Consider the following 21,051-nt stretch of genomic DNA (forward strand, 5'->3'; position numbering starts at 1 on the left):
CATGGGACTCGAAGAGAAGCTGCCGAGCGGCTTTCTGCTGACCACCGTCGAACAGGCCGCGGGCTGGGTGCGCAAGGCGTCCGTCTTCCCGGCCACCTTCGGACTCGCCTGCTGCGCCATCGAGATGATGACCACCGGCGCCGGACGCTACGACCTCGCCCGCTTCGGCATGGAGGTCTTCCGCGGCTCACCGCGCCAGGCCGACCTCATGATCGTCGCGGGCCGGGTCAGCCAGAAGATGGCACCGGTGCTGCGGCAGGTCTACGACCAGATGCCCAACCCGAAGTGGGTCATCTCCATGGGCGTCTGCGCGTCCTCGGGCGGCATGTTCAACAACTACGCGATCGTCCAGGGCGTCGACCACATCGTGCCGGTCGACATCTATCTCCCCGGCTGCCCGCCCCGCCCCGAGATGCTGATGGACGCGATCCTCAAGCTCCACCAGAAGATCCAGGGCGGAAAGCTCGGCGTCAACGCCGAGGCGGCGGCCCGGGAGGCCGAGGAAGCCGCGCTGCAGGCACTGCCCACGATCGAGATGAAGGGGCTGCTGCGGTGAGCGAGGGCAACGGCACCAACGGTGTGAACCCCGAGAAGGACCTCTCCGCCTCCAACCTCCCCGGCCAGCGCGGCCAGGGGGGCGAGGAGATCCGCGTCCAGCGCGGCATGTTCGGCGCCAACAACGGCGGCGACACCTCCGGCTACGACGGCCTGGTCCGCTCGATCCGGCTCCCCGGCGCGGCGAGCCGCCCCTACGGCGGCTGGTTCGACGAGGTCGCCGACGAGCTGGAGGGCGCGCTGGAGGAGCAGGGTCTGCTTCCGGAGAACGCCATCGAGCGCACCGTCGTCGACCGCGGCGAGCTGACCTTCCACATCGAGCGCGAGCACCTGCTCCGCGTCGCCCGCACCCTGCGCGACGACCCGGCGCTCCGCTTCGAGCTGTGCACCGGCGTCAGCGGGGTGCACTACCCGAGCGACAAGGGCCGCGAGCTGCACGCCGTCTACCACCTGCGCTCGATCACCCACAACCGGCTGATCCGGCTGGAGGTCAGCGCCCCCGACGCCGACCCGCGCATCCCGTCCCTGGTCGCGGTCTACCCGACCAACGACTGGCACGAGCGCGAGACGTACGACTTCTTCGGGATCGTCTTCGACGGCCACCCGGCCCTCACCCGGATCATGATGCCGGACGACTGGCAGGGCCACCCGCAGCGCAAGGACTACCCCCTCGGCGGCATCGCCGTCGAGTACAAGGGCGCCCAGATCCCGGCTCCGGACCAGCGGAGGTCGTACTCGTGAGCACTTCCCACGCGTCAGCGCGCGAGACCACCGAGGGGACCGTCTACACGGTCACCGGTGGCGACTGGGACGAGGTCGTCCAGTCCGCGGCCAAGGCGGACGACGAGCGCATCGTCGTCAACATGGGTCCGCAGCACCCGTCCACCCACGGAGTGCTCCGGCTCATCCTGGAGATCGAGGGCGAGACGGTCACCGAGGCCCGCTGCGGCATCGGCTATCTGCACACCGGCATCGAGAAGAACCTCGAGTACCGCACCTGGACGCAGGGCACCACCTTCGTCACGCGGATGGACTACCTGACGTCCTTCTTCAACGAGACCGCCTACTGCCTCGCCGTCGAGAAGCTGCTCGGCATCGAGGACCAGATCACCGAGCGGACCGACATCATCCGGGTGCTCCTGATGGAGCTGAACCGGCTGTCGTCGCACCTGGTGTGCATCGCCACCGGCGGCATGGAGCTGGGCTCCACCACGATCATGATCTACGGCTTCCGCGACCGGGAGATGATCCTCGACATCTACGAGCTGATCACCGGCCTGCGCATGAACCACGCGTACATCCGCCCCGGCGGACTCGCGCAGGACCTGCCGCCGGGCGCGGTCGACCAGATCCGCGAGTTCGTCAAGAAGATGAAGAAGAACCTCCCGGAGTACGACAAGCTGGCCACCGGGAACCCCATCTTCAAGGCCCGTATGCAGGACGTCGGCCACCTCGACCTGGCCGGCTGCATGGCGCTCGGCGCCACCGGCCCGATCCTGCGCGCCACGGGCCTGCCGCACGACCTGCGCAAGACCCAGCCGTACTGCGGTTACGAGACCTACGACTTCGACGTCCCCACCGCCGAGACCTGCGACTCCTACGGCCGCTTCCTGATCCGGCTGGAGGAGATGCGCCAGTCGCTCAGGATCATCGAGCAGTGCCTGGACCGGCTCCAGCCGGGCCCGGTCATGGTCGCCGACAAGAAGATCGCCTGGCCCGCGCAGCTCGCGCTCGGCCCGGACGGGCTCGGCAACTCGCTGGACCACATCAAGAAGATCATGGGCACCTCCATGGAGGCCCTGATCCACCACTTCAAGCTGGTCACCGAGGGCTTCCGGGTCCCGCCGGGCCAGGCGTACGCGGCCGTCGAGTCACCCAAGGGCGAACTCGGCGTGCACGCCGTCTCCGACGGCGGCACCCGTCCCTTCCGGGTCCATTTCCGCGACCCGTCCTTCACCAATCTCCAGGCCATGGCGGCGATGTGCGAGGGCGGCCAGGTCGCCGACGTCATCGTGGCCGTGGCGTCCATCGACCCCGTGATGGGAGGCGTCGACCGGTGACCACCTCTTCTTCCGAGCGGGGCGTCGGCCTGGGCATGCCGGAACTGCCCCCGCCCGCCTACCCGGACGACGTCCGGGCCCGGCTGGAGGCGGACGCGCGCGAGGTGATCGCGCGCTACCCCGACTCCCGCTCCGCCCTGCTGCCGCTGCTGCACCTCGTGCAGTCCGAGGACGGCTACGTCACCCGGACCGGCATGAAGTTCTGCGCCGACGTGCTGGAGCTGACCACCGCCGAGGTCACCGCGGTCGCCACCTTCTACTCCATGTACCGGCGCCGCCCCTCCGGCGACTACCAGGTGGGCGTCTGCACCAACACGCTGTGCGCGGTCATGGGCGGCGACGCCATCTTCGAGACCCTCCAGGAGCACCTGGGCGTCGGCAACGGCGAGACCACCGGCGACGGCAAGGTCACCCTGGAGCACATCGAGTGCAACGCGGCCTGCGACTACGCGCCGGTGGTGATGGTCAACTGGGAGTTCTTCGACAACCAGACCCCGGCCAGCGCCACCCGCCTCGTCGACGACCTGCGCGCCGGGCAGAGCGTGGAGCCCACGCGCGGCGCCCGGCTGTGCACCTTCAAGGAGACCGCCCGCATCCTGGCCGGCTTCCCCGACGAGCGCCCCGGCGCCGTCGAGGAGGGCGGCAGCGCGGGCCACGCCTCCCTGGTCGGCCTCCGCCTGGCCAAGGGCGAGACCCAGCCCGCGCGCGTGGTCCACCCGCGCGACGCGGCCCCGCGCGAGGAGCCGGTGCACGAGCCCTCGCCCACCGAGCGGCTCAGCGCCCACGACCCGGTCGACACCTCGGCCTCCGACCCGGCGCACCCGTCCGGCCCGACCGCAGAGGAGGGGGAGTGATGACCGTGGTCACCGACGTCAAGGACGACACCAGCCCCGAGAAGCTGCTCGCCCCCGTGCTCTCGGCCTTCTGGGACGAGGACCGCTCCTGGACCCTGGACGTCTACCGGCGGCACGACGGCTACGAGGGCCTGCGCAAGGCGCTCGCCATGTCCCCGGACGACCTGATCGCCTACGTCAAGGAGTCCGGTCTGCGCGGCCGCGGCGGCGCGGGCTTCCCGACCGGCATGAAGTGGCAGTTCATCCCGCAGGGCGACGGCAAGCCGCACTACCTCGTCGTCAACGCCGACGAGTCCGAGCCCGGCACCTGCAAGGACATCCCGCTCCTCTACGCCAACCCGCACAGCCTCATCGAGGGCATCGTGATCGCCTGCTACGCGATCCGCTCCTCGCACGCCTTCGTCTACCTGCGCGGCGAGGTCGTCCCCGTCCTGCGCAGGCTGCACGAGGCGGTGCGCGAGGCGTACGAGGCCGGGTACCTCGGCCGGGACATCCTCGGCAGCGGACTCGACCTCGAACTCACCGTGCACGCGGGCGCGGGCGCGTACATCTGCGGCGAGGAGACCGCGCTGCTCGACTCGCTCGAAGGCCGCCGGGGCCAGCCGCGGTTGCGGCCCCCCTTCCCGGCCGTCGAGGGCCTGTACGCCTGCCCCACCGTGGTGAACAACGTCGAGTCGATCGCCTCGGTCCCCGCGATCCTGCACCAGGGCAAGGACTGGTTCCGCTCGATGGGCAGCGAGAAGTCACCCGGCTTCACGCTGTACTCGCTCAGCGGGCACGTCGCCAGCCCCGGCCAGTACGAGGCGCCGCTCGGCATCACCCTGCGCCAGCTGCTCGACATGAGCGGCGGCATGCGCCCCGGCCACCGGCTGAAGTTCTGGACGCCGGGCGGGTCCTCCACCCCGATGTTCACCGACGAACACCTCGACGTCCCCCTCGACTACGAGGGGGTCGGCGCCGCCGGCTCCATGCTCGGCACCAAGGCGCTCCAGTGCTTCGACGAGACCACCTGCGTGGTGCGGGCGGTCACCCGCTGGACCGAGTTCTACGCCCACGAGTCCTGCGGCAAGTGCACGCCCTGCCGCGAAGGGACGTACTGGCTGGTGCAGTTGCTGCGGGACATCGAGGCGGGCAAGGGGTCGATGAGCGACCTCGACAAGCTGAACGACATCGCCGACAACATCAACGGCAAGTCCTTCTGCGCCCTGGGCGACGGCGCGGCCTCGCCGATCTTCTCCTCGCTGAAGTACTTCCGCGAGGAGTACGAGCAGCACATCACGGGCCGGGGCTGCCCCTTCGACCCGGCCAAGTCGACGGCCTGGGCGGACCGCCCGGAGGTGAACGCATGACCGTGACCACCAGTGCCCTCTCAGGCGGGGGGCAGGCGGCGGTCCCGCCGGAGGACCTCGTCTCGCTGACGATCGACGGCATCGAGATCAGCGTGCCCAAGGGCACCCTGGTCATCCGGGCCGCCGAGCAGCTCGGCATCGAGATCCCGCGCTTCTGCGACCACCCCCTGCTGGACCCGGCCGGCGCCTGCCGCCAGTGCATCGTGGAGGTGGAGGGCCAGCGCAAGCCGATGGCGTCCTGCACCATCACCTGCACCGACGGCATGGTGGTGAAGACCCAGCTCACCTCGCCGGTCGCCGAGAAGGCGCAGCACGGGGTGATGGAGCTGCTGCTCATCAACCACCCGCTGGACTGCCCGGTCTGCGACAAGGGCGGCGAGTGCCCGCTGCAGAACCAGGCCATGTCGCACGGCAACGCCGAGTCCCGCTTCGAGGGCCGCAAGCGCACCTACGCCAAGCCGGTGCCCATCTCCACCCAGGTGCTGCTCGACCGCGAGCGGTGCGTGCTGTGCGCCCGCTGCACCCGGTTCTCCAACCAGGTGGCGGGCGACCCGATGATCGAGCTGATCGAGCGGGGCGCGCTCCAGCAGGTCGGCACCGGAGAGGGCGACCCGTTCGAGTCGTACTTCTCCGGCAACACCATCCAGATCTGCCCGGTGGGCGCGCTCACCTCGGCCGCCTACCGGTTCCGCTCGCGCCCCTTCGACCTCATCTCCTCGCCGTCGGTGTGCGAGCACTGCTCGGGCGGCTGCGCCACCCGTACCGACCACCGGCGCGGCAAGGTCATGCGGCGGCTCGCCGCCAACGACCCGGAGGTCAACGAGGACTGGGTCTGCGACAAGGGCCGGTTCGCCTTCCGCTACGCCCAGCTGCGCGACCGGCTCGACACCCCGCTGGTCCGCAACGCCGAGGGCGTGCTGGAGCCCGCCTCCTGGCCGGAGGCGCTGGACGCGGCCGCGCGGGGCCTCGGCGCCGCCCGCTCCCGCGCCGGCGTGCTCACCGGGGGTCGGCTGACGGTCGAGGACGCGTACGCGTACAGCAAGTTCGCGCGAGTGGCGCTCGACACCAACGACATCGACTTCCGCGCCCGCGTGCACAGCGGCGAGGAGGCCGACTTCCTGGCCGCCCGGGTGGCCGGCCGGGGCCGCGACCTCGACGGCACCGGGGTCACCTACACCGCGCTGGAGCAGGCGCCCGCCGTGCTGCTGGTCGGGTTCGAGGCCGAGGAGGAGGCGCCCGGCGTCTTCCTGCGGCTGCGCAAGGCGTGGCGCAAGCGCGGCCAGAAGGTGTACTCCCTGGCCACGCACGCCACCCGGGGCCTGACCAAGGCGGGCGGCACGCTGCTGCCGGCCGCGCCCGGCACCGAGCCCGAGTGGCTGGACGCGCTGGCCGGCGGGGTCGGCCTGGAGGACGCCGGCACCGAGGCGGCCGAGGCGCTGCGCGCCGAAGGCGCCGTGATCGTGGTCGGCGAGCGGCTCGCGGGCGTCGCGGGCGGCCTGACCGCCGCCACGCGCGCGGCGGCCGCGACCGGCGCCCGCCTGGTGTGGATTCCCCGGCGGGCGGGGGAGCGCGGCGCCGTCGAGGCGGGCGCGCTGCCCTCGCTGCTGCCGGGCGGCCGTCCGGCCACGGACCCGCGCGCGCGGGAGGAGGTCGCCGCCGCCTGGGGGCTGGCCGAGCTCCCCGCCCGCTACGGCCGCGACACCCAGCAGATCGTGGAGGCCGCCGCCACCGGCGAGCTGTCCGCGCTGCTCGTCGCCGGGGTGGAGGTCGCCGACCTGCCCGACCCGGCACGTGCGCGTGAGGCGCTCGACAGCGTCGGCTTCCTGGTCTCGCTGGAGCTGCGGCCCAGCGAGGTCACCGAGCGCGCCGACGTGGTGCTGCCGGTCGCGGCGGTGGTCGAGAAGACGGGCACCTTCCTCAACTGGGAGGGCCGGGTCCGCTTCTTCGAGGCCGCGCTCAAGCCCGACCAGATGGCCCGCCGTCTCGCCCCGGCCGACGCCCGCGTCCTGCAGATGCTGGCCGACGCCATGGACGTCCACCTGGGCCTGCCGGACCTGCGCACCGCCCGCGCGGAGATCGACCGGCTCGGCGGCTGGACCGGGGCCACGGCCGCCGACCCGCTGCACAGCGGGGCCGCGCTGCCCCGCCCGGCGGCCGGGGAGGCCGTGCTCGCCGGACACCGGCTCCTGCTCGACCTCGGCGTCCTCCAGCAGGGCGACGAGGCGCTGGCCGGCACCCGGCACGCCGCCCACGCGCGCGTGTCCGCGGCGACAGCCGCCGAGGCGGGCGTCAAGGACGGCGACACGCTCGCCGTCACCGGCCCCGCCGGGACGACCGAATTCCCGTTGGAGATCACGGAGATGCCCGACCGGGTGGTCTGGCTCCCCCTGGACTCGGCCGGCCGGGGCGTCGCCTCCGACACCGGGGCCCGGCCCGGCTCCCTCGTCCGTATCGGCCCGGCGGTGCACGCCGACGAGGCCCCCAAGGAGGTTCGAGGATGAGCCCGTTCCTCGCCGCTGAAGACCTCTCGCTGTTCGGCCGCGACCCGTGGTGGCTGGTCGTCGTCAAGGCGGTGTTCTGCTTCGCGTTCCTGATGCTGACGGTGCTGCTGTCCATCGTCTGGGAGCGCAAGGTCGTCGCCTGGATGCAGTTGCGCATCGGCCCCAACCGGCACGGCCCCTGGGGCATGCTCCAGTCGCTCGCCGACGGCGTGAAGCTGATGCTCAAGGAGGACGTCGTCGTCAAGCGCGCGGACAAGGTGATCTACGTCCTCGCGCCGATCGTCGCCGCCATCCCGGCCTGCATGGCGATCGCGGTCATCCCGTTCGGCCCGGCCGGCAACGAGATCTCGATCTTCGGCCACCGCACCACGATGCAGCTCACCGACCTGCCGATCGCGATGCTGTACATCCTGGCCGTCGCCTCGGTCGGCATCTACGGCATCGTGCTGGCCGGCTGGAGCAGCGGCTCGACCTACCCGCTCCTGGGCGGTCTGCGCTCCTGCGCGCAGATGATCTCGTACGAGATCGCCATGGGCGCCGCGTTCGCCTCGGTGTTCCTGTACTCGGGGTCGATGTCGACCTCCGCCATCGTGGAACAGCAGCACGACCGCTGGTACATCCTGCTGCTGCCGGTCTCCTTCGTCCTCTACGTCATCACGATGGTGGGCGAGACCAACCGCGCCCCCTTCGACATGCCGGAGTCCGAGGGCGACCTGGTCGGCGGTTTCAACACCGAGTACTCGTCGATCAAGTTCGCGCTGTTCATGCTCGCCGAGTACATGAACATGGTGACGGTGTCGGCGGTGACGGCCACCCTCTTCCTCGGCGGCTGGCGGGCCCCCTGGCCCATCAGCACCTTCTGGGAGGGCGCCAACCACGGCTGGTGGCCGATGCTCTGGTTCGTCATCAAGGTCCAGCTCCTGCTGTTCTTCTTCATCTGGCTGCGCGGCACGCTCCCCCGCGTCCGCTACGACCAGCTCATGAAGCTCGGCTGGAAGGTCCTGATCCCGGTCTCGGTGGTCTGGCTGATGCTGGTGGCGACCGTGCGGGTGCTGCGCAACGAGAACTACGACTTCGCCGACATCGCGCTCTACGTCGGCGGCGGTGTGCTCGCCCTGCTGCTGATCTCCTTCGTCGCCGACATGTTCCGCGACAAGGCCAAGACGGCCGAACAGCAGGCCCCGCAGCCCGCGTTCGATCCGCTGGCGGGCGGTTTCCCCGTACCGCCGCTGCCCGGACAGCAGTTGCCCGCGGTGCCCAGGCGCCGTCCGCGCCAGGAGCGGGAGCTGATTGTCAGTGGTGGAGTGGACACTGTCAGTGACGGAACTTCGGATGGAAAGGAGGCGTCCGATGGCTGAGGAGCCCAAGGAGACCGCACCCGGTTTCCAGAATCCCGTGGCCGGCTTCGCCGTGACCTTCAAGGCCATGTTCAAGAAGCGGCTGACCGAGCAGTACCCGGAGCAGAAGAAGACCACCGCTCCCCGCTTCCACGGACGGCACCAGCTCAACCGCCATCCGGACGGCCTGGAGAAGTGCGTCGGCTGCGAGCTGTGCGCCTGGGCCTGCCCCGCCGACGCCATCTATGTCGAGGGCGCCGACAACACCGACGAGGAGCGCTACTCGCCGGGCGAGCGGTACGGCCGCGTCTACCAGATCAACTACGCCCGCTGCATCCTGTGCGGCCTGTGCATCGAGGCGTGCCCAACCCGCGCGCTCACGATGACCAACGAGTTCGAGCTGGCCGACTCCAGCCGGGCCAACCTCATCTACACCAAGGAGCAGTTGCTCGCCGGTCTGGACGAGGGCATGGTCGACACCCCGCACGCGATCTTCCCCGGCACCGACGAACAGGACTACTACCGGGGCCTGGTGACCGAGGCCGCCCCCGGCACGGTCCGCCAGGTGGCCACCTCCAAGGGCGAGAAGCCCGAAGAGGGGGTGGAGGCATGAGCACACAGCTCGCCGCCTACTCCACTTCCACCGGAGAAGCGGTCCAGTTCTGGATTCTCGGCAGCGTCGCCGTGATCGGCGCCCTGTGCACCGTCCTCATGCGGCGCGCGGTGCACAGCGCGCTCTGTCTCGCCGGGACCATGATCGTCCTGGCGGTGTTCTACCTCGCCAACGGCGCCTATTTCCTGGGGGTCGTGCAGATCGTCGTCTACACCGGCGCGATCATGATGCTCTTCCTCTTCGTGGTGATGCTCGTCGGCGTGACCGCCGCGGACTCCCTGAAGGAGACCATCAGGGGCCAGCGCTGGCTGGCCCTGCTCTGCGGGCTCGGCTTCGGCGTCCTGCTGCTGGGCGGCATCGCCCACGCCTCGCTCACCCAGTTCAACGGCACCGGCCAGGCCAACGCGGGCGGCAACGTGGAGGGCCTGGCGACCCTCATCTTCACTAAGTACGTCTTCGCCTTCGAGCTGACCGGCGCCCTGCTGATCACCGCCGCGATCGGCGCCATGGTGCTCACCCACCGCGAGCGCACCGAGCGGGCCAAGACCCAGCGCGAGCTGGCGGCCGAGCGGGTCCGCGAGGGCAAGCACGTACCGCCGCTGCCCGCCCCCGGCGTCTACGCCCGGCACAACGCGGTGGACATCGCGGGCCTGCTGCCCGACGGCACCCCCGCCGAGCTGAGCGTCAGCCGGACGCTGCGCGAACGCGGTCAGATCCGGGACGTCTCCGCCCAGGCCCTCGGCGACCTCAAGGCGCTGGAACAGCGCGCGGAGGAACGCCTGGAGCGCACGGAGAACACCCCGGCCACCTTCAAGCGGACGGAGGACGCGGCGCAGTGAACCCCGTCAACTACCTCTATCTCGCGGCCCTGTTGTTCACCATCGGCGCCACCGGCGTGCTGATCCGGCGGAACGCGATCGTGGTGTTCATGTGCGTGGAGCTGATGCTCAACGCCTGCAACCTCGCCTTCGTCACCTTCTCCCGGATGCACGGCAACCTCGACGGCCAGATCATCGCGTTCTTCACGATGGTCGTCGCCGCCGCGGAGGTCGTGGTGGGCCTGGCGATCATCGTGTCGCTGTTCCGCACCCGCCACTCGGCCTCGGTCGACGACGCCAGCCTGATGAAGCTGTAAGGGGTCGGAAGAATCGTGGAGAACCTGATCGCGCTGCTCATCGCGGCGCCCCTGCTCGGAGCCGTCGTGCTCCTGCTCGGCGGCCGGCGCCTCGACGCCGTCGGCCACTGGGTCGGCACCCTGCTGTCGACCGCCTCCTTCGTCGTCGGCCTGGTCCTGTTCGCCGGGCTGCTCGGCAAGGACGCCGAACACCGCACCTGGACCCAGCACCTGTGGAGCTGGATCCCGGTCGGTGACTTCCAGGCCGACGTCACGCTGCGGCTCGACCAGCTGTCGATGACGTTCGTGCTGCTGATCACCGGGGTCGGCTCGCTGATCCATCTGTACTCCATCGGGTACATGGAGCACGACGAGCGGCGCCGCCGCTTCTTCGGCTACCTCAACCTGTTCCTCGCGGCGATGCTCCTGCTGGTCCTCGCCGACAACTACCTGCTGCTGTACGTCGGCTGGGAGGGCGTGGGCCTCGCCTCGTACCTGCTGATCGGCTTCTGGCAGCACAAGCCCAGCGCCGCGACCGCCGCGAAGAAGGCGTTCCTGGTCAACCGGGTCGGCGACGTGGGCCTGTCCATCGCCATCATGCTGATGTTCACCACCTTCGGCACCTTCGCCTTCGGCCCGGTGCTGGAGCACGCGGGCGACGCGTCCGAGGGCCGGCTCACCGCGATCGGCCTGATGCTGCTGCTCGCCGCGTGCGGCAAGTCCGCCCAGGTGCCGCTCCAGTCCTGGCTCGGGGACGCGATGGAGGGCCCGACCCCGGTCTCGGCCCTGATCCACGCGGCCACCATGGTCACGGCGGGCGTCTATCTCATCGTCCGCTCCGCCGCGATCTTCAACGGCGCGCCGGACGCGCAGCTCGTGGTCACCGTCGTCGGCGGGGTCACGCTGCTGTTCGGTGCGATCGTCGGTTGCGCCAAGGACGACATCAAGAAGGCGCTGGCCGGCTCGACCATGTCGCAGATCGGCTACATGGTCCTCGCGGCCGGCCTCGGCCCGATCGGGTACGTCTTCGCGATCATGCACCTGGTCACCCACGGCTTCTTCAAGGCCGGGCTGTTCCTCGGCGCCGGTTCGGTGATGCACGGCATGAACGACGAGGTCGACATGCGCAAGTACGGCGGCCTGCGGAAGTACATGCCGATCACCTTCGTCACCTTCGGCCTCGGCTACCTCGCGATCATCGGCTTCCCGGGTCTGTCCGGCTTCTTCTCCAAGGACAAGATCATCGAGGCGGCCTTCGCCAAGGGCGGCGCCGAGGGCTGGATTCTGGGCGGGGTGGCCCTGCTGGGCGCGGCGATCACCGCCTTCTACATGACCCGCGTGATGCTGATGACGTTCTTCGGCGAACCCCGCTGGAAGAACCAGCCGACCAAGTCCCCCGAGGCCCCGAGCGCCGAACCCGCCGCCGAGCACCAGGGCGCGCACGGTGAGCCGCACCCGCACGAGTCCCCGCGGACCATGACGATCCCGATGATCGTGCTGGCCGTCGGTTCGGTGGCCGGGGGTGCCTTCTTCGACGTGGGTGACCGCTTCCTGCACTGGCTGGAGCCGGTCACCGGGCACAGCGAGGGCCACTCCCCGCTGAGCGCGCTCACCGTCACCGGCGCCACCATGGTCTGCCTGGTCCTCGGCGTGGGCCTGGCCTGGGCGCAGTACGGCCGCAAGCCCGTACCCGCGCACGCCCCGCGCGGCTCCGTGCTCACCCGCGCCGCCCGGCGCGACCTCTACCAGGACGACTTCAACCATGTCGTGCTGGTGCGCGGCGGCGAGCATCTGACGCGCTCGCTGGTCTATGTCGACCACACCCTGGTCGACGGTGTCGTCAACGGCTCGGCGGCCGGTTTCGGCGGCCTGTCCGGGCGGCTGCGCCGTGTCCAGAACGGCTTCGCCCGCTCCTACGCGGTCTCGATGTTCGGCGGCGCGGCCCTCCTGGTCGCCGCGACGCTGCTGATGAGGGCGGTCTGATACCGATGTCCTTTCCTCTGCTGACAGCGACAGCCGCGCTCCCGGCGCTCGGTGCGGTGGCCACGGCCGCCGTGCCGGCCCGGCAGCGCACCGCCGCCAAGTGGCTGGCCCTGCTGGTCTCCCTGGCCACGCTCGCGCTGGCGATCGTCGTCCTGGTCCGCTTCGACCCGGACGGCGCCCGCTACCAGCTCACCGAGTCCCACTCCTGGATCAGGGACTTCGGGGTGCGCTACGAACTGGGCGTGGACGGCATCGCGGTGGCCCTGATCGGGCTGACCGCGGTGCTGATGCCGTTCATCGTGCTGGCGGGCTGGCACGACGCCGACCCCCTGGAGACGGGCAGCAGGCGGTGGCGGCCCACGCAGGGCTTCTTCGCGCTGATCCTGGCCGTCGAGGCGATGGTGATCATCTCCTTCGAGGCGACCGACGTCTTCGTCTTCTACATCTTCTTCGAAGCCATGCTGATCCCGATGTACTTCCTCATCGGCGGCTTCGGGGACCGGGCCCACAGCCAGGGCGAGGAGGCCGCGTCCACCCAGCGGTCGTACGCGGCGGTGAAGTTCCTCCTCTACAACCTGGCCGGCGGTCTGATCATGCTGGCCGCGGTGATCGGGCTGTACGTGGTCGCCGGGAGTTTCAGCCTCCAGGAGATCGTCCAGGCGCGGGCCGACGGCTCGCTGACCATGGCGACGAGCACCGAACGCTGGCTGTTCCTCGGCTTCTTCTTCGCCTTCGCGGTGAAGGCCCCGCTGTGGCCGCTCCACACCTGGCTGCCCAACGCCATGCAGGAGTCCACCGCGCCGGTCGCGGTGCTCATCACCGCGGTGGTCGACAAGGTCGGCACCTTCGCCATGCTCCGCTTCTGCCTCCAGCTCTTCCCGGAGGCGTCGAAGTGGGCGACGCCGGTGATCCTCGTCCTCGCCCTGATCAGCATCGTCTACGGGGCGCTGCTCGCGGTCGGCCAGCGGGACATCAAGCGGCTGGTGGCCTACGCGTCGATCTCGCACTTCGGCTTCATCGTGATGGGCATCTTCGCCATGACGACCCAGGGCCAGTCCGGCGCGACCCTCTACATGGTCAACCACGGCATCTCGACGGCCGCGCTCATGCTGGTCGCGGGCTTCCTGATCTCCCGGCGCGGCTCCCGGCTCATCGCGGACTACGGCGGTGTGCAGAAGGTCGCCCCGGTGCTCGCCGGCACCTTCCTGATCGGCGGCCTGGCGACCCTGTCGCTGCCCGGACTGGCGCCGTTCGTCAGCGAGTTCCTGGTACTGGTCGGCACGTTCAGCCGGTACCCGGTGATCGGGATCATCGCCACGGTCGGCATCGTGCTGGCCGCGCTGTACACGCTGGTGCTGTACCAGCGCACGATGACCGGTCCGGTGAAGCCGGAGGTCTCGGCGATGCCCGACCTGAGGGTGCGTGAGGTGCTGGTGGTCGCGCCGCTGATCGTGCTGCTGGTCTTCCTCGGTGTCTACCCGAAGCCGCTGACCAGCATCGTCGACCCGGCGGTCAAGCAGACCATGTCCGATGTCCAGCAGAAGGACCCCAAGCCCGCGGTGGAGGCGGCCAAGTGAGCGCAGCAGCCGTCCACAGCCTGTGGACAACGGCGGCCGATCCGATCTCGAAGATCGACGCGCCGAAGATCGAATACGGACAATTGTCGCCGACGCTGATCGTCATCGGCGCCGCCCTCATCGGGGTGCTCATCGAGGCGTTCGTGCCGCGCCGCTCCCGTTACTACGCCCAGGTGTTCGTCTCCGCCGTGGCGCTGTGCGCCGCCTTCGCGGCGGTCGTCGCGCTCGCGGCGGGCGGGTACGGCACCACGAAGGCGCACATCGCCGCCATGGGCGCGGTCGCGGTGGACGGCCCGGCGCTGTTCCTGGAGGGCACGATCCTGCTGGCCGCGCTGGTAGGCCTGTTCACCTTCGCCGAGCGGCGCCTCGACCCGGCGGCGCACGGCAACCGGGTCGACTCCTTCGCGGCGCAGGCCGCCTCGGTACCGGGCGGTGAGGGTGAACAGGCGGCGGTCAAGGCCGGGTTCACCACCACCGAGGTGTTCCCGCTGCTGCTCTTCGCGGTCGCGGGCATGCTGGTCTTCCCTGCGGCGAACGACCTGCTGACGCTGTTCGTCGCCCTGGAGGTGCTCTCCCTCCCGCTGTACCTGCTGTGCGCGCTGGCCCGCCGCAAGCGGCTGATGTCGCAGGAGGCCGCGGTCAAGTACTTCCTGCTGGGCGCGTTCGCCTCGGCGTTCACCCTGTTCGGCATCGCCCTGCTGTACGGGTACGCGGGCTCGGTGTCCTACGCGCGCATCGCGCAGGTCGTGGACGGCACGGTCAGCGGGGTCGACCCGGCGCTCGCGAACACCATGGGCAACGACGCGCTGCTGCTGATCGGCATGGCGCTGCTGGTGATGGGCCTGCTGTTCAAGGTGGGCGCGGTGCCGTTCCACATGTGGACCCCGGACGTGTACCAGGGCGCCCCGACCCCGGTGACCGGCTTCATGGCGGCCGCGACCAAGGTGGCCGCGTTCGGCGCCCTGCTGCGGCTGCTGTACGTGGTGCTGCCGGGACTGCGCTGGGACTGGCGGCCGGTGATGTGGGGCGTGGCGATCGTCACCATGCTGGCCGGCGCGATCGTCGCGATCACCCAGACCGACATCAAGCGGCTGCTGGCGTACTCGTCCATCGCGCACGCGGGCTTCATCCTCGCCGGTGTGATCGCGACGACGGAGGACGGGGTCTCGGCGGTCCTCTTCTACCTCGCCGGGTACTCCTTCGTGACGATCGGCGCCTTCGCCGTGGTCACCCTTGTCCGCGACGCGGGCGGCGAGGCGACGCACCTCTCCCAGTGGGCCGGCCTCGGCCGCCGCTCACCCCTGGTCGCCGCGGTCTTCGCCGTCTTCCTGCTCGCCTTCGCCGGCATCCCGCTGACCAGCGGCTTCGCGGGGAAGTTCGCGGTCTTCCGGGCGGCGGCGGAGGGCGGCGCGGCTCCCCTGGTCGTGGTCGGCGTCATCTCCTCGGCCATCGCCGCCTTCTTCTACATCCGCGTCATCGTCCTCATGTTCTTCAGCGACCCCCAGCCCAACGGCCCCACGGTCGCGGTCCCCTCCCCCCTGACCATGACCGCCATCGCGGTGGGCGTGGCGGTGACGGTGGTCCTGGGCGTGGCACCCCAGTACTTCCTGGATCTGGCGGGGCAGGCGGGGGTGTTCGTCCGCTGACCCGACACGACGGCCCGGCACCCCGCAGTTGCGGGGGCCGGGCCGTCGTGCGTGTGCGAGCGGTGGCTACTCGGCTGTGTCCCGGCGGGTCTTGATCCTGGTGAGGTCCAGGTCGATGGGGAACGGCGCCTCGACCTTCATCCGATCCCGGAAGATGCCCACGCTGGTGTACGTACCAGTGGTCGGCTCCAGCTCGAAGGCGTGGATCACGGCGCGCCCCCGCTCGTTCTCGACCCGCCAGTAGTGCGGGATCTTCGCGCGGGCGTACTTCATCGGCTTGGTCTCTCGGTCGCGGGAGGCGGACTCCTCGGACATGACCTCGATGGCCAGCAGGACCGCGCTCACGGGAAATCGCGTCTGCGTCAGGTCTTCCGCTGCGTCCGCGCGCACCACGACCACGTCGGGTTCCGGCCTGTTCTGCTGGTCCAGATCGATGGTGAGTTCGCGGAAGATCTCGAAGTCGTCCGGTGCGACGGACTGAAGCTGCCACTTGAGGAAGTCGATGGCACGCTCATGAAAGATGGTCTGCGGACTCACGAAGACGAGGCGCCCGTCGATCAGCTCCGTGTGCGGAGGAAGATTCGGAAGCTGGTCCAGGTCGTCGGCGGTCCACCCGCCCTTCGGCGGGGTCGGCCAGGCGGGTGTGGACGCCTTCGGTGCGACGCTCATCAGTGCTCCCATGGGACGGAGTCTCGCCGGAGCATCCAGACTATCGACGGGAAACGGGCAGGTCTCCCGCGAACGTGTGAACTATGACCGTGTTCCGGACGAGTGGCCAGGCATATGCCTGAGGCACACACAGCCGAGATCCTGTGGATAACTTCCGGGGCTGTCGGTGGCGGCACCTATGGTGGAGGCGGTGGTCGAGGGACGGCGCACGGGGTACGGCGATGAGCGGGACAGGTGGATCAGCGAGATGACGACGGTGACCGAGGGGCCGGGCGCGGACCGGAGTGAGGCGCTTGGCGCACTGCACCGGGTGTTCGGGTATGACGCGTTCCGGGGGGAGCAGGAAGCGATCATCGAGCATGTGGTGGCCGGCGGGGACGCGCTGGTGCTCATGCCGACCGGTGGCGGCAAGTCGCTGTGCTACCAGATTCCGGCCCTGGTCAGGCCGGGTACCGGTGTCGTGGTCTCGCCGCTGATCGCGCTCATGCAGGACCAGGTGGACGCGCTGCGGGCGCTCGGCGTGCGGGCGGGGTTCATCAACTCCACGCAGGACTTCGACGAGCGCCGGACGGTGGAGGCCGAGTTCCTCGCCGGTGAGCTGGACCTGCTCTACCTGGCCCCGGAGCGGCTGCGCGTGGACGCCACGCTCGACCTGCTCTCCCGCGGCAAGATCTCCGTCTTCGCCATCGACGAGGCGCACTGCGTCTCCCAGTGGGGCCACGACTTCCGCCCGGACTACCTGAACCTCTCGCTGCTCGGCGAGCGCTGGCCGGACGTGCCCCGGATCGCCCTGACCGCCACGGCCACCCGTGCCACCCACCAGGAGATCACCCAGCGGCTGAACCTCCCCGAGGCCCGCCACTTCGTCGCCAGCTTCGACCGCCCCAACATCCAGTACCGCATCGTCCCCAAGGCCGACCCCAGGAAGCAGCTCCTCGCCTTCCTCCGCGAGGAGCACGCGGGCGACGCCGGCATCGTCTACTGCCTCTCCCGCAACTCCGTCGACCGCACCGCCGAGTTCCTCACCGCCAACGGCATCGCGGCCGTCCCGTACCACGCGGGCCTGGACGCGGCCACGCGCGCCCGCCACCAGTCCCGGTTCCTGCGCGAGGACGGCCTGGTGGTCGTCGCCACCATCGCCTTCGGCATGGGCATCGACAAGCCCGACGTCCGCTTCGTCGCCCACCTCGACCTGCCGAAGTCCATCGAGGGCTACTACCAGGAGACCGGCCGCGCGGGCCGTGACGGACTGCCCTCCACGGCCTGGATGGCGTACGGCCTCAACGACGTCGTGCAGCAGCGCAAGCTGATCCAGTCCGGGGAGGGCGACGAGGCGTTCCGCCGCCGCGCCGCCTCCCACCTGGACGCGATGCTCGCCCTGTGCGAGACCGTCCGGTGCCGCCGGGGCCAGCTCCTCGCCTACTTCGGCCAGGACGCCACCGAGGAGGGCTGCGGCAACTGCGACACCTGCCTCACCCCGCCGGAGACCTGGGACGGCACGGTGGCCGCGCAGAAGGTGCTCTCCACCGTGGTCCGGCTCCAGCGTGAGCGCGGCCAGAAGTTCGGCACCGTGCAGATCGTGGACATCCTGCTCGGCAAGCGCACCGCCAAGGTGATCCAGTTCGACCACGACCAGCTCTCCGTCTTCGGCATCGGCGACGACCTCGCCGAGGGCGAATGGCGGGGCGTGGTACGGCAGTTGCTCGCGCAGGGACTGCTGGCCGTCGAGGGGGAGTACGGCACGCTGGTGCTCACCGAGGCCAGCGGCGAGGTGCTGCGCCGGGAGCGCGAGGTGCCGCTGCGCAAGGAGCCCAAGCGCCCGACCACCGCACGGGCAGCCGGCCGGGGCGACCGCAAGGGGAAGACGGCGGCGGCCGAACTGCCCGCCGAGCTGGTCCCCGTCTTCGAGGCGCTGCGTGCCTGGCGCGCGGAGCAGGCGAAGGAGCAGGGCGTTCCGGCGTACGTCATCTTCCACGACGCCACCCTCCGCGAGATCGCCACCAGCAACCCCCGCTCGGTGGCCGAGCTGGGCACGCTGAACGGGGTCGGCGAGAAGAAGCTCGCCACGTACGGGGAGGGGGTCCTCGCGGTGCTGGAGGCCCAGTCCGCCCCGGCCGGCGCAGCGGAAGCGGCACCGAAGGCCCCGGCCTCCGCCGCCATCCCGGCCCCCGCCGCCGAGTCCCCCGACCTCCACTGGCCCGACGGCGAGGAGGAGCCCGACTGGTCCTGACCGGCAGGGCTTACGCCAGCGCCGTCAGCCCCGGCGCGAACGTGATCAGCAGGGGCAGCAACGGCACCAGCGCCGCCAGGGCCGTGGTCAGCGCCCGGTGCCCCCGAGGCAGCCGGGGCGGCGGTTCCAGCAGCCGGTCGACCCGCTCGCCGAGCAGCCGTCGGCTGGAGGCGCAGGACAGCACGCCCCGGTGCTGGTTCAGCTCGATCAGCGCCAGCGCGGTGGTGACGTGCCCGCAGCGCCGCGAGGCGGTGTCGTCGGCGGCCAGCTCCACCAGCCGGTGCGTCTGGTCGCAGAAGTGCGCGAAGAGCGGGATGCGCGGAAAGCCCGTGGCGAGCGCGCTGGACAGATGCAGCAGCCAGTCGTGGTGGGCGCGGGCGTGCCCCCGCTCATGGGTGAGCACCGCGTCGACCTGATGGCCGGTGAGCCGGTGCAACGCACCTGTGGTCACCACCAGTTGGGCCGGATGGCCGGGCATCCACCAGGCGTCCGGGTACTCGTCCTCCAGCACCAGCAGCGGCCCGCGCGCCGGGGGCAGCCCGCCGGGCAGGTCCGGCGCCCGCTCCCGCAGTCGCGCGCGGGCCACCCCGCGCCGGCGCCGCGCCTCGGTCAGCTCGCGGCCCAGCATCGCCGTGGTCCAGGCCGCGCCGGAGGCCAGGAGCAGGGTGAGGGCGGTGGCCCAGGCGGGCGCGGCCGACAGGTCGTAAGCGGCGGTGACGGCGGGCGGAGCAGGGGCGAAGACATGGTCGCGGACGGTGTGGAAGACGGCCGCCGCGCCCAGGACCAGCGCGGTCAGGCAGCACAGCAGCACCGTGGCGACCAGGCACTGCCACACCCACAGCGCCACCACCGGCTCCCGCTCCGGCCACTCGGCACGGGTCAGCGCCCGGGGCACCGGTACGGCGGCCGTCAGGGCGAGGGCGGTCAGCAGGAGCAGGCAGACGGTCATGCCGGGGCTCCGGTTCCTGGTCGGACGTGCCTGGTCGGAAGGGGCGTGCGGCTCGCCGGCGAGCAGGGTGCGGGCCGCCTGTTGCGTATGCCGTCAGTATGACGGCCCACGCCCGCCGAAAACAGGCGTACGGCACACCCGCACCCCCTCGGCCCCGGCCGTCCGCATCCCCGCCCCCCGGCAGGCCTCAGCCGCCGACGATCCGCCCCTCGACCTCCCCGAGCCCGATCCGCCCCCCGTCCTTGCCGGGCGCCCACGCCGTGAGGGTCACCACGTCCCCGTCCTCCAGGAACGCCCGCTTGCCGTCGGGGAGTTCGAGCGGGTCACGCCCGTTCCAGGTCAGCTCCAGCAACGACCCCCGCTGCCCCTCCTCCGGCCCGCTGACCGTGCCGGAGGCGTAGAGATCGCCGGTGCGCAGCGAGGCCCCGTTCACCGTGAGGTGGGCGAGCTGCTGGGCGGCGGTCCAGTACATGGTGGAGAAGGGCGGCTCGGCCACCACCTGGCCGTTGATCGCGACGGAGATCCGCACTTCGTAGCCGCCGGGCTCGACGCCGGGCGCGGAGTCGTCGAGGTAGGGCAGCAGCGGGTGGGTGCGGTCGGGCGGGGCTACCCGCGCGTCCTCCAGCGCGGCCAGCGGGGTGATCCACGCCGAGACCGAGGTGGCGAAGGACTTGCCGAGGAAGGGCCCGAGGGGCACGTACTCCCACGCCTGGATGTCGCGCGCGGACCAGTCGTTGAGCAGGCACAACCCGAAGACGTGGTCCCGGAACCCGGTCAGCGGGACCGGGGTGCCCTGCGCGGAGGGCACGCCCACCACGAAGCCGACCTCCGCCTCGATGTCCAGCCGGATGGAGGGCCCGAAGACCGGCGCCGGGTCGGCGGGAGCCTTGCGCTGGCCGGAGGGGCGGACCACATCGGTGCCGGAGACCACGACCGTGCCCGCCCGGCCGTGGTAACCGATGGGCAGGTGCTTCCAGTTGGGGGTGAGCGGGTCGGGGGAGTCGGGGCGGAAGATCTGGCCGACGTTCCGGGCGTGGTGCTCGGAGGCGTAGAAGTCGACGTAGTCCGCCACCTCGAACGGCAGGTGCAGCGTGACCTGTGACAGCTCGTGGAAGTGGGGCTCGACGGCCGCCCGGTGCGCGGGCCGCGTGACCCACTCGGTGAGCGCCGCGCGCACCTCGGACCAGACGGCGGGGCCGGCGGCCAGCAGCGGGTTGAGGTCCGGCGCGGAGAGCGGGTCCGCGTGCGGGAAGTCCAGCGCGCGAGCGGCGGCGCCCGCGTCCAGTACGTGGTCGCCGAGCCGGACGCCGACCCGGCGACCGGCGCTGCCGGCGCTGCCGGCGGGCGAGAACACGCCATAGGGAAGGTTGTGCGGACCGAAGGGGTCGCCCTCGGGAACGTCGAACGGTGGCACGGGGGGCATGGGGTACTGCCTCACTCTCATCCGCGTCGGCCTGGGTTGATGATCCATAGCGTCGGGCCACACGTTACGGCCGGAACCGGTGTGTTGGGCAGGGTGCGGCCGCCGGTGGGGGCGGTGTCTAAAGAGTTCGCAATGTCCGAATAGCACTTGTCGGAGGGAAGTGTTCCGGCTTAGCGTCCTTCGGGGGACAC

Annotated in this window: 17 protein-coding genes; 14 read left to right on the plus strand and 3 right to left on the minus strand. The window is 70.9% G+C overall.

The window, feature by feature from the left end:
- Nucleotide 1: 1 nt before the first annotated feature.
- The 13 genes from E5082_RS00415 to nuoN are packed head-to-tail and all read left to right on the plus strand — an operon-like array spanning nucleotide 2 to nucleotide 15,589.
- The gene (locus E5082_RS00415) at nucleotides 2-556 is read left to right on the plus strand and encodes a NuoB/complex I 20 kDa subunit family protein (RefSeq protein ID WP_130331281.1); all 555 of its coding nucleotides are present in this window, start codon (nucleotides 2-4) and stop codon (nucleotides 554-556) included.
- On the plus strand, nucleotides 553-1,296 hold the full coding sequence (locus E5082_RS00420; RefSeq protein ID WP_135789330.1) for an NADH-quinone oxidoreductase subunit C: 744 nt from the start codon (nucleotides 553-555) through the stop codon (nucleotides 1,294-1,296). Before E5082_RS00415 ends, E5082_RS00420 begins: the two co-directional genes overlap by 4 nt.
- Complete coding sequence (locus E5082_RS00425) at nucleotides 1,293-2,615, plus strand: NADH-quinone oxidoreductase subunit D (protein WP_135789331.1); 1,323 nt, start codon at nucleotides 1,293-1,295, stop codon at nucleotides 2,613-2,615. Before E5082_RS00420 ends, E5082_RS00425 begins: the two co-directional genes overlap by 4 nt.
- Nucleotides 2,612-3,469, plus strand: a complete 858-nt coding sequence (gene nuoE, locus E5082_RS00430) for an NADH-quinone oxidoreductase subunit NuoE (RefSeq protein WP_135789332.1) — start codon at nucleotides 2,612-2,614, stop codon at nucleotides 3,467-3,469. Before E5082_RS00425 ends, nuoE begins: the two co-directional genes overlap by 4 nt.
- Entirely contained in the window at nucleotides 3,469-4,818 is a 1,350-nt protein-coding gene (gene nuoF, locus E5082_RS00435; protein ID WP_135789333.1) for an NADH-quinone oxidoreductase subunit NuoF, read from the plus strand. The genes nuoE and nuoF overlap by 1 nt, the downstream gene beginning before the upstream one ends.
- Entirely contained in the window at nucleotides 4,815-7,319 is a 2,505-nt protein-coding gene (locus E5082_RS00440; protein ID WP_135789334.1) for an NADH-quinone oxidoreductase subunit G, read from the plus strand. The genes nuoF and E5082_RS00440 overlap by 4 nt, the downstream gene beginning before the upstream one ends.
- Entirely contained in the window at nucleotides 7,316-8,677 is a 1,362-nt protein-coding gene (nuoH, locus tag E5082_RS00445; protein WP_135789335.1) for an NADH-quinone oxidoreductase subunit NuoH, read from the plus strand. The genes E5082_RS00440 and nuoH overlap by 4 nt, the downstream gene beginning before the upstream one ends.
- Nucleotides 8,670-9,269, plus strand: coding sequence for an NADH-quinone oxidoreductase subunit NuoI (gene nuoI / locus E5082_RS00450; RefSeq protein ID WP_135789336.1), 600 nt, complete (start codon nucleotides 8,670-8,672; stop codon nucleotides 9,267-9,269). The genes nuoH and nuoI overlap by 8 nt, the downstream gene beginning before the upstream one ends.
- Nucleotides 9,266-10,108: an NADH-quinone oxidoreductase subunit J gene (locus tag E5082_RS00455; RefSeq protein ID WP_135789337.1), complete on the plus strand. Its 843-nt coding sequence runs from the start codon at nucleotides 9,266-9,268 to the stop codon at nucleotides 10,106-10,108. Before nuoI ends, E5082_RS00455 begins: the two co-directional genes overlap by 4 nt.
- Nucleotides 10,105-10,404, plus strand: a complete 300-nt coding sequence (gene nuoK / locus E5082_RS00460) for an NADH-quinone oxidoreductase subunit NuoK (protein ID WP_030742982.1) — start codon at nucleotides 10,105-10,107, stop codon at nucleotides 10,402-10,404. The genes E5082_RS00455 and nuoK overlap by 4 nt, the downstream gene beginning before the upstream one ends.
- 15 nt (nucleotides 10,405-10,419) lie before the next feature.
- Nucleotides 10,420-12,366: an NADH-quinone oxidoreductase subunit L gene (nuoL, locus tag E5082_RS00465; protein ID WP_135789338.1), complete on the plus strand. Its 1,947-nt coding sequence runs from the start codon at nucleotides 10,420-10,422 to the stop codon at nucleotides 12,364-12,366.
- Nucleotides 12,367-12,371: 5 nt separating this feature from the next.
- Nucleotides 12,372-13,943 carry an NADH-quinone oxidoreductase subunit M gene (locus E5082_RS00470; RefSeq protein WP_135789339.1) on the plus strand — a complete coding sequence of 524 codons (1,572 nt, stop codon included), beginning with the start codon at nucleotides 12,372-12,374 and terminating at the stop codon, nucleotides 13,941-13,943.
- The gene (nuoN, locus tag E5082_RS00475) at nucleotides 13,940-15,589 is read left to right on the plus strand and encodes an NADH-quinone oxidoreductase subunit NuoN (protein WP_135789340.1); all 1,650 of its coding nucleotides are present in this window, start codon (nucleotides 13,940-13,942) and stop codon (nucleotides 15,587-15,589) included. Before E5082_RS00470 ends, nuoN begins: the two co-directional genes overlap by 4 nt.
- 66 nt (nucleotides 15,590-15,655) lie before the next feature.
- Here nuoN and E5082_RS00480 read toward each other — a convergent pair whose 3' ends face one another.
- A complete protein-coding gene (locus E5082_RS00480) occupies nucleotides 15,656-16,258 on the minus strand; it encodes a Uma2 family endonuclease (RefSeq protein WP_135789341.1) in 603 nt (200 codons plus the stop codon).
- Nucleotides 16,259-16,505: 247 nt separating this feature from the next.
- On the opposite strand from E5082_RS00480, the gene recQ reads away from it, so the two are divergent.
- The gene (gene recQ / locus E5082_RS00485) at nucleotides 16,506-18,488 is read left to right on the plus strand and encodes a DNA helicase RecQ (RefSeq protein ID WP_135790086.1); all 1,983 of its coding nucleotides are present in this window, start codon (nucleotides 16,506-16,508) and stop codon (nucleotides 18,486-18,488) included.
- A 10-nt stretch (nucleotides 18,489-18,498) separates the two neighbouring features.
- On the opposite strand, the gene E5082_RS00490 is transcribed toward recQ, so the two are convergent.
- Complete coding sequence (locus tag E5082_RS00490) at nucleotides 18,499-19,437, minus strand: M56 family metallopeptidase (RefSeq protein ID WP_135789342.1); 939 nt, start codon at nucleotides 19,435-19,437, stop codon at nucleotides 18,499-18,501.
- Nucleotides 19,438-19,624: 187 nt separating this feature from the next.
- Complete coding sequence (fahA, locus tag E5082_RS00495) at nucleotides 19,625-20,851, minus strand: fumarylacetoacetase (RefSeq protein ID WP_135790087.1); 1,227 nt, start codon at nucleotides 20,849-20,851, stop codon at nucleotides 19,625-19,627.
- Nucleotides 20,852-21,051 lie beyond the last annotated feature (200 nt).

This window comes from Streptomyces griseoluteus (genome assembly GCF_004784465.1).
In the GTDB taxonomy this organism is placed as follows: Bacteria; Actinomycetota; Actinomycetes; order Streptomycetales; family Streptomycetaceae; genus Streptomyces; species Streptomyces griseoluteus.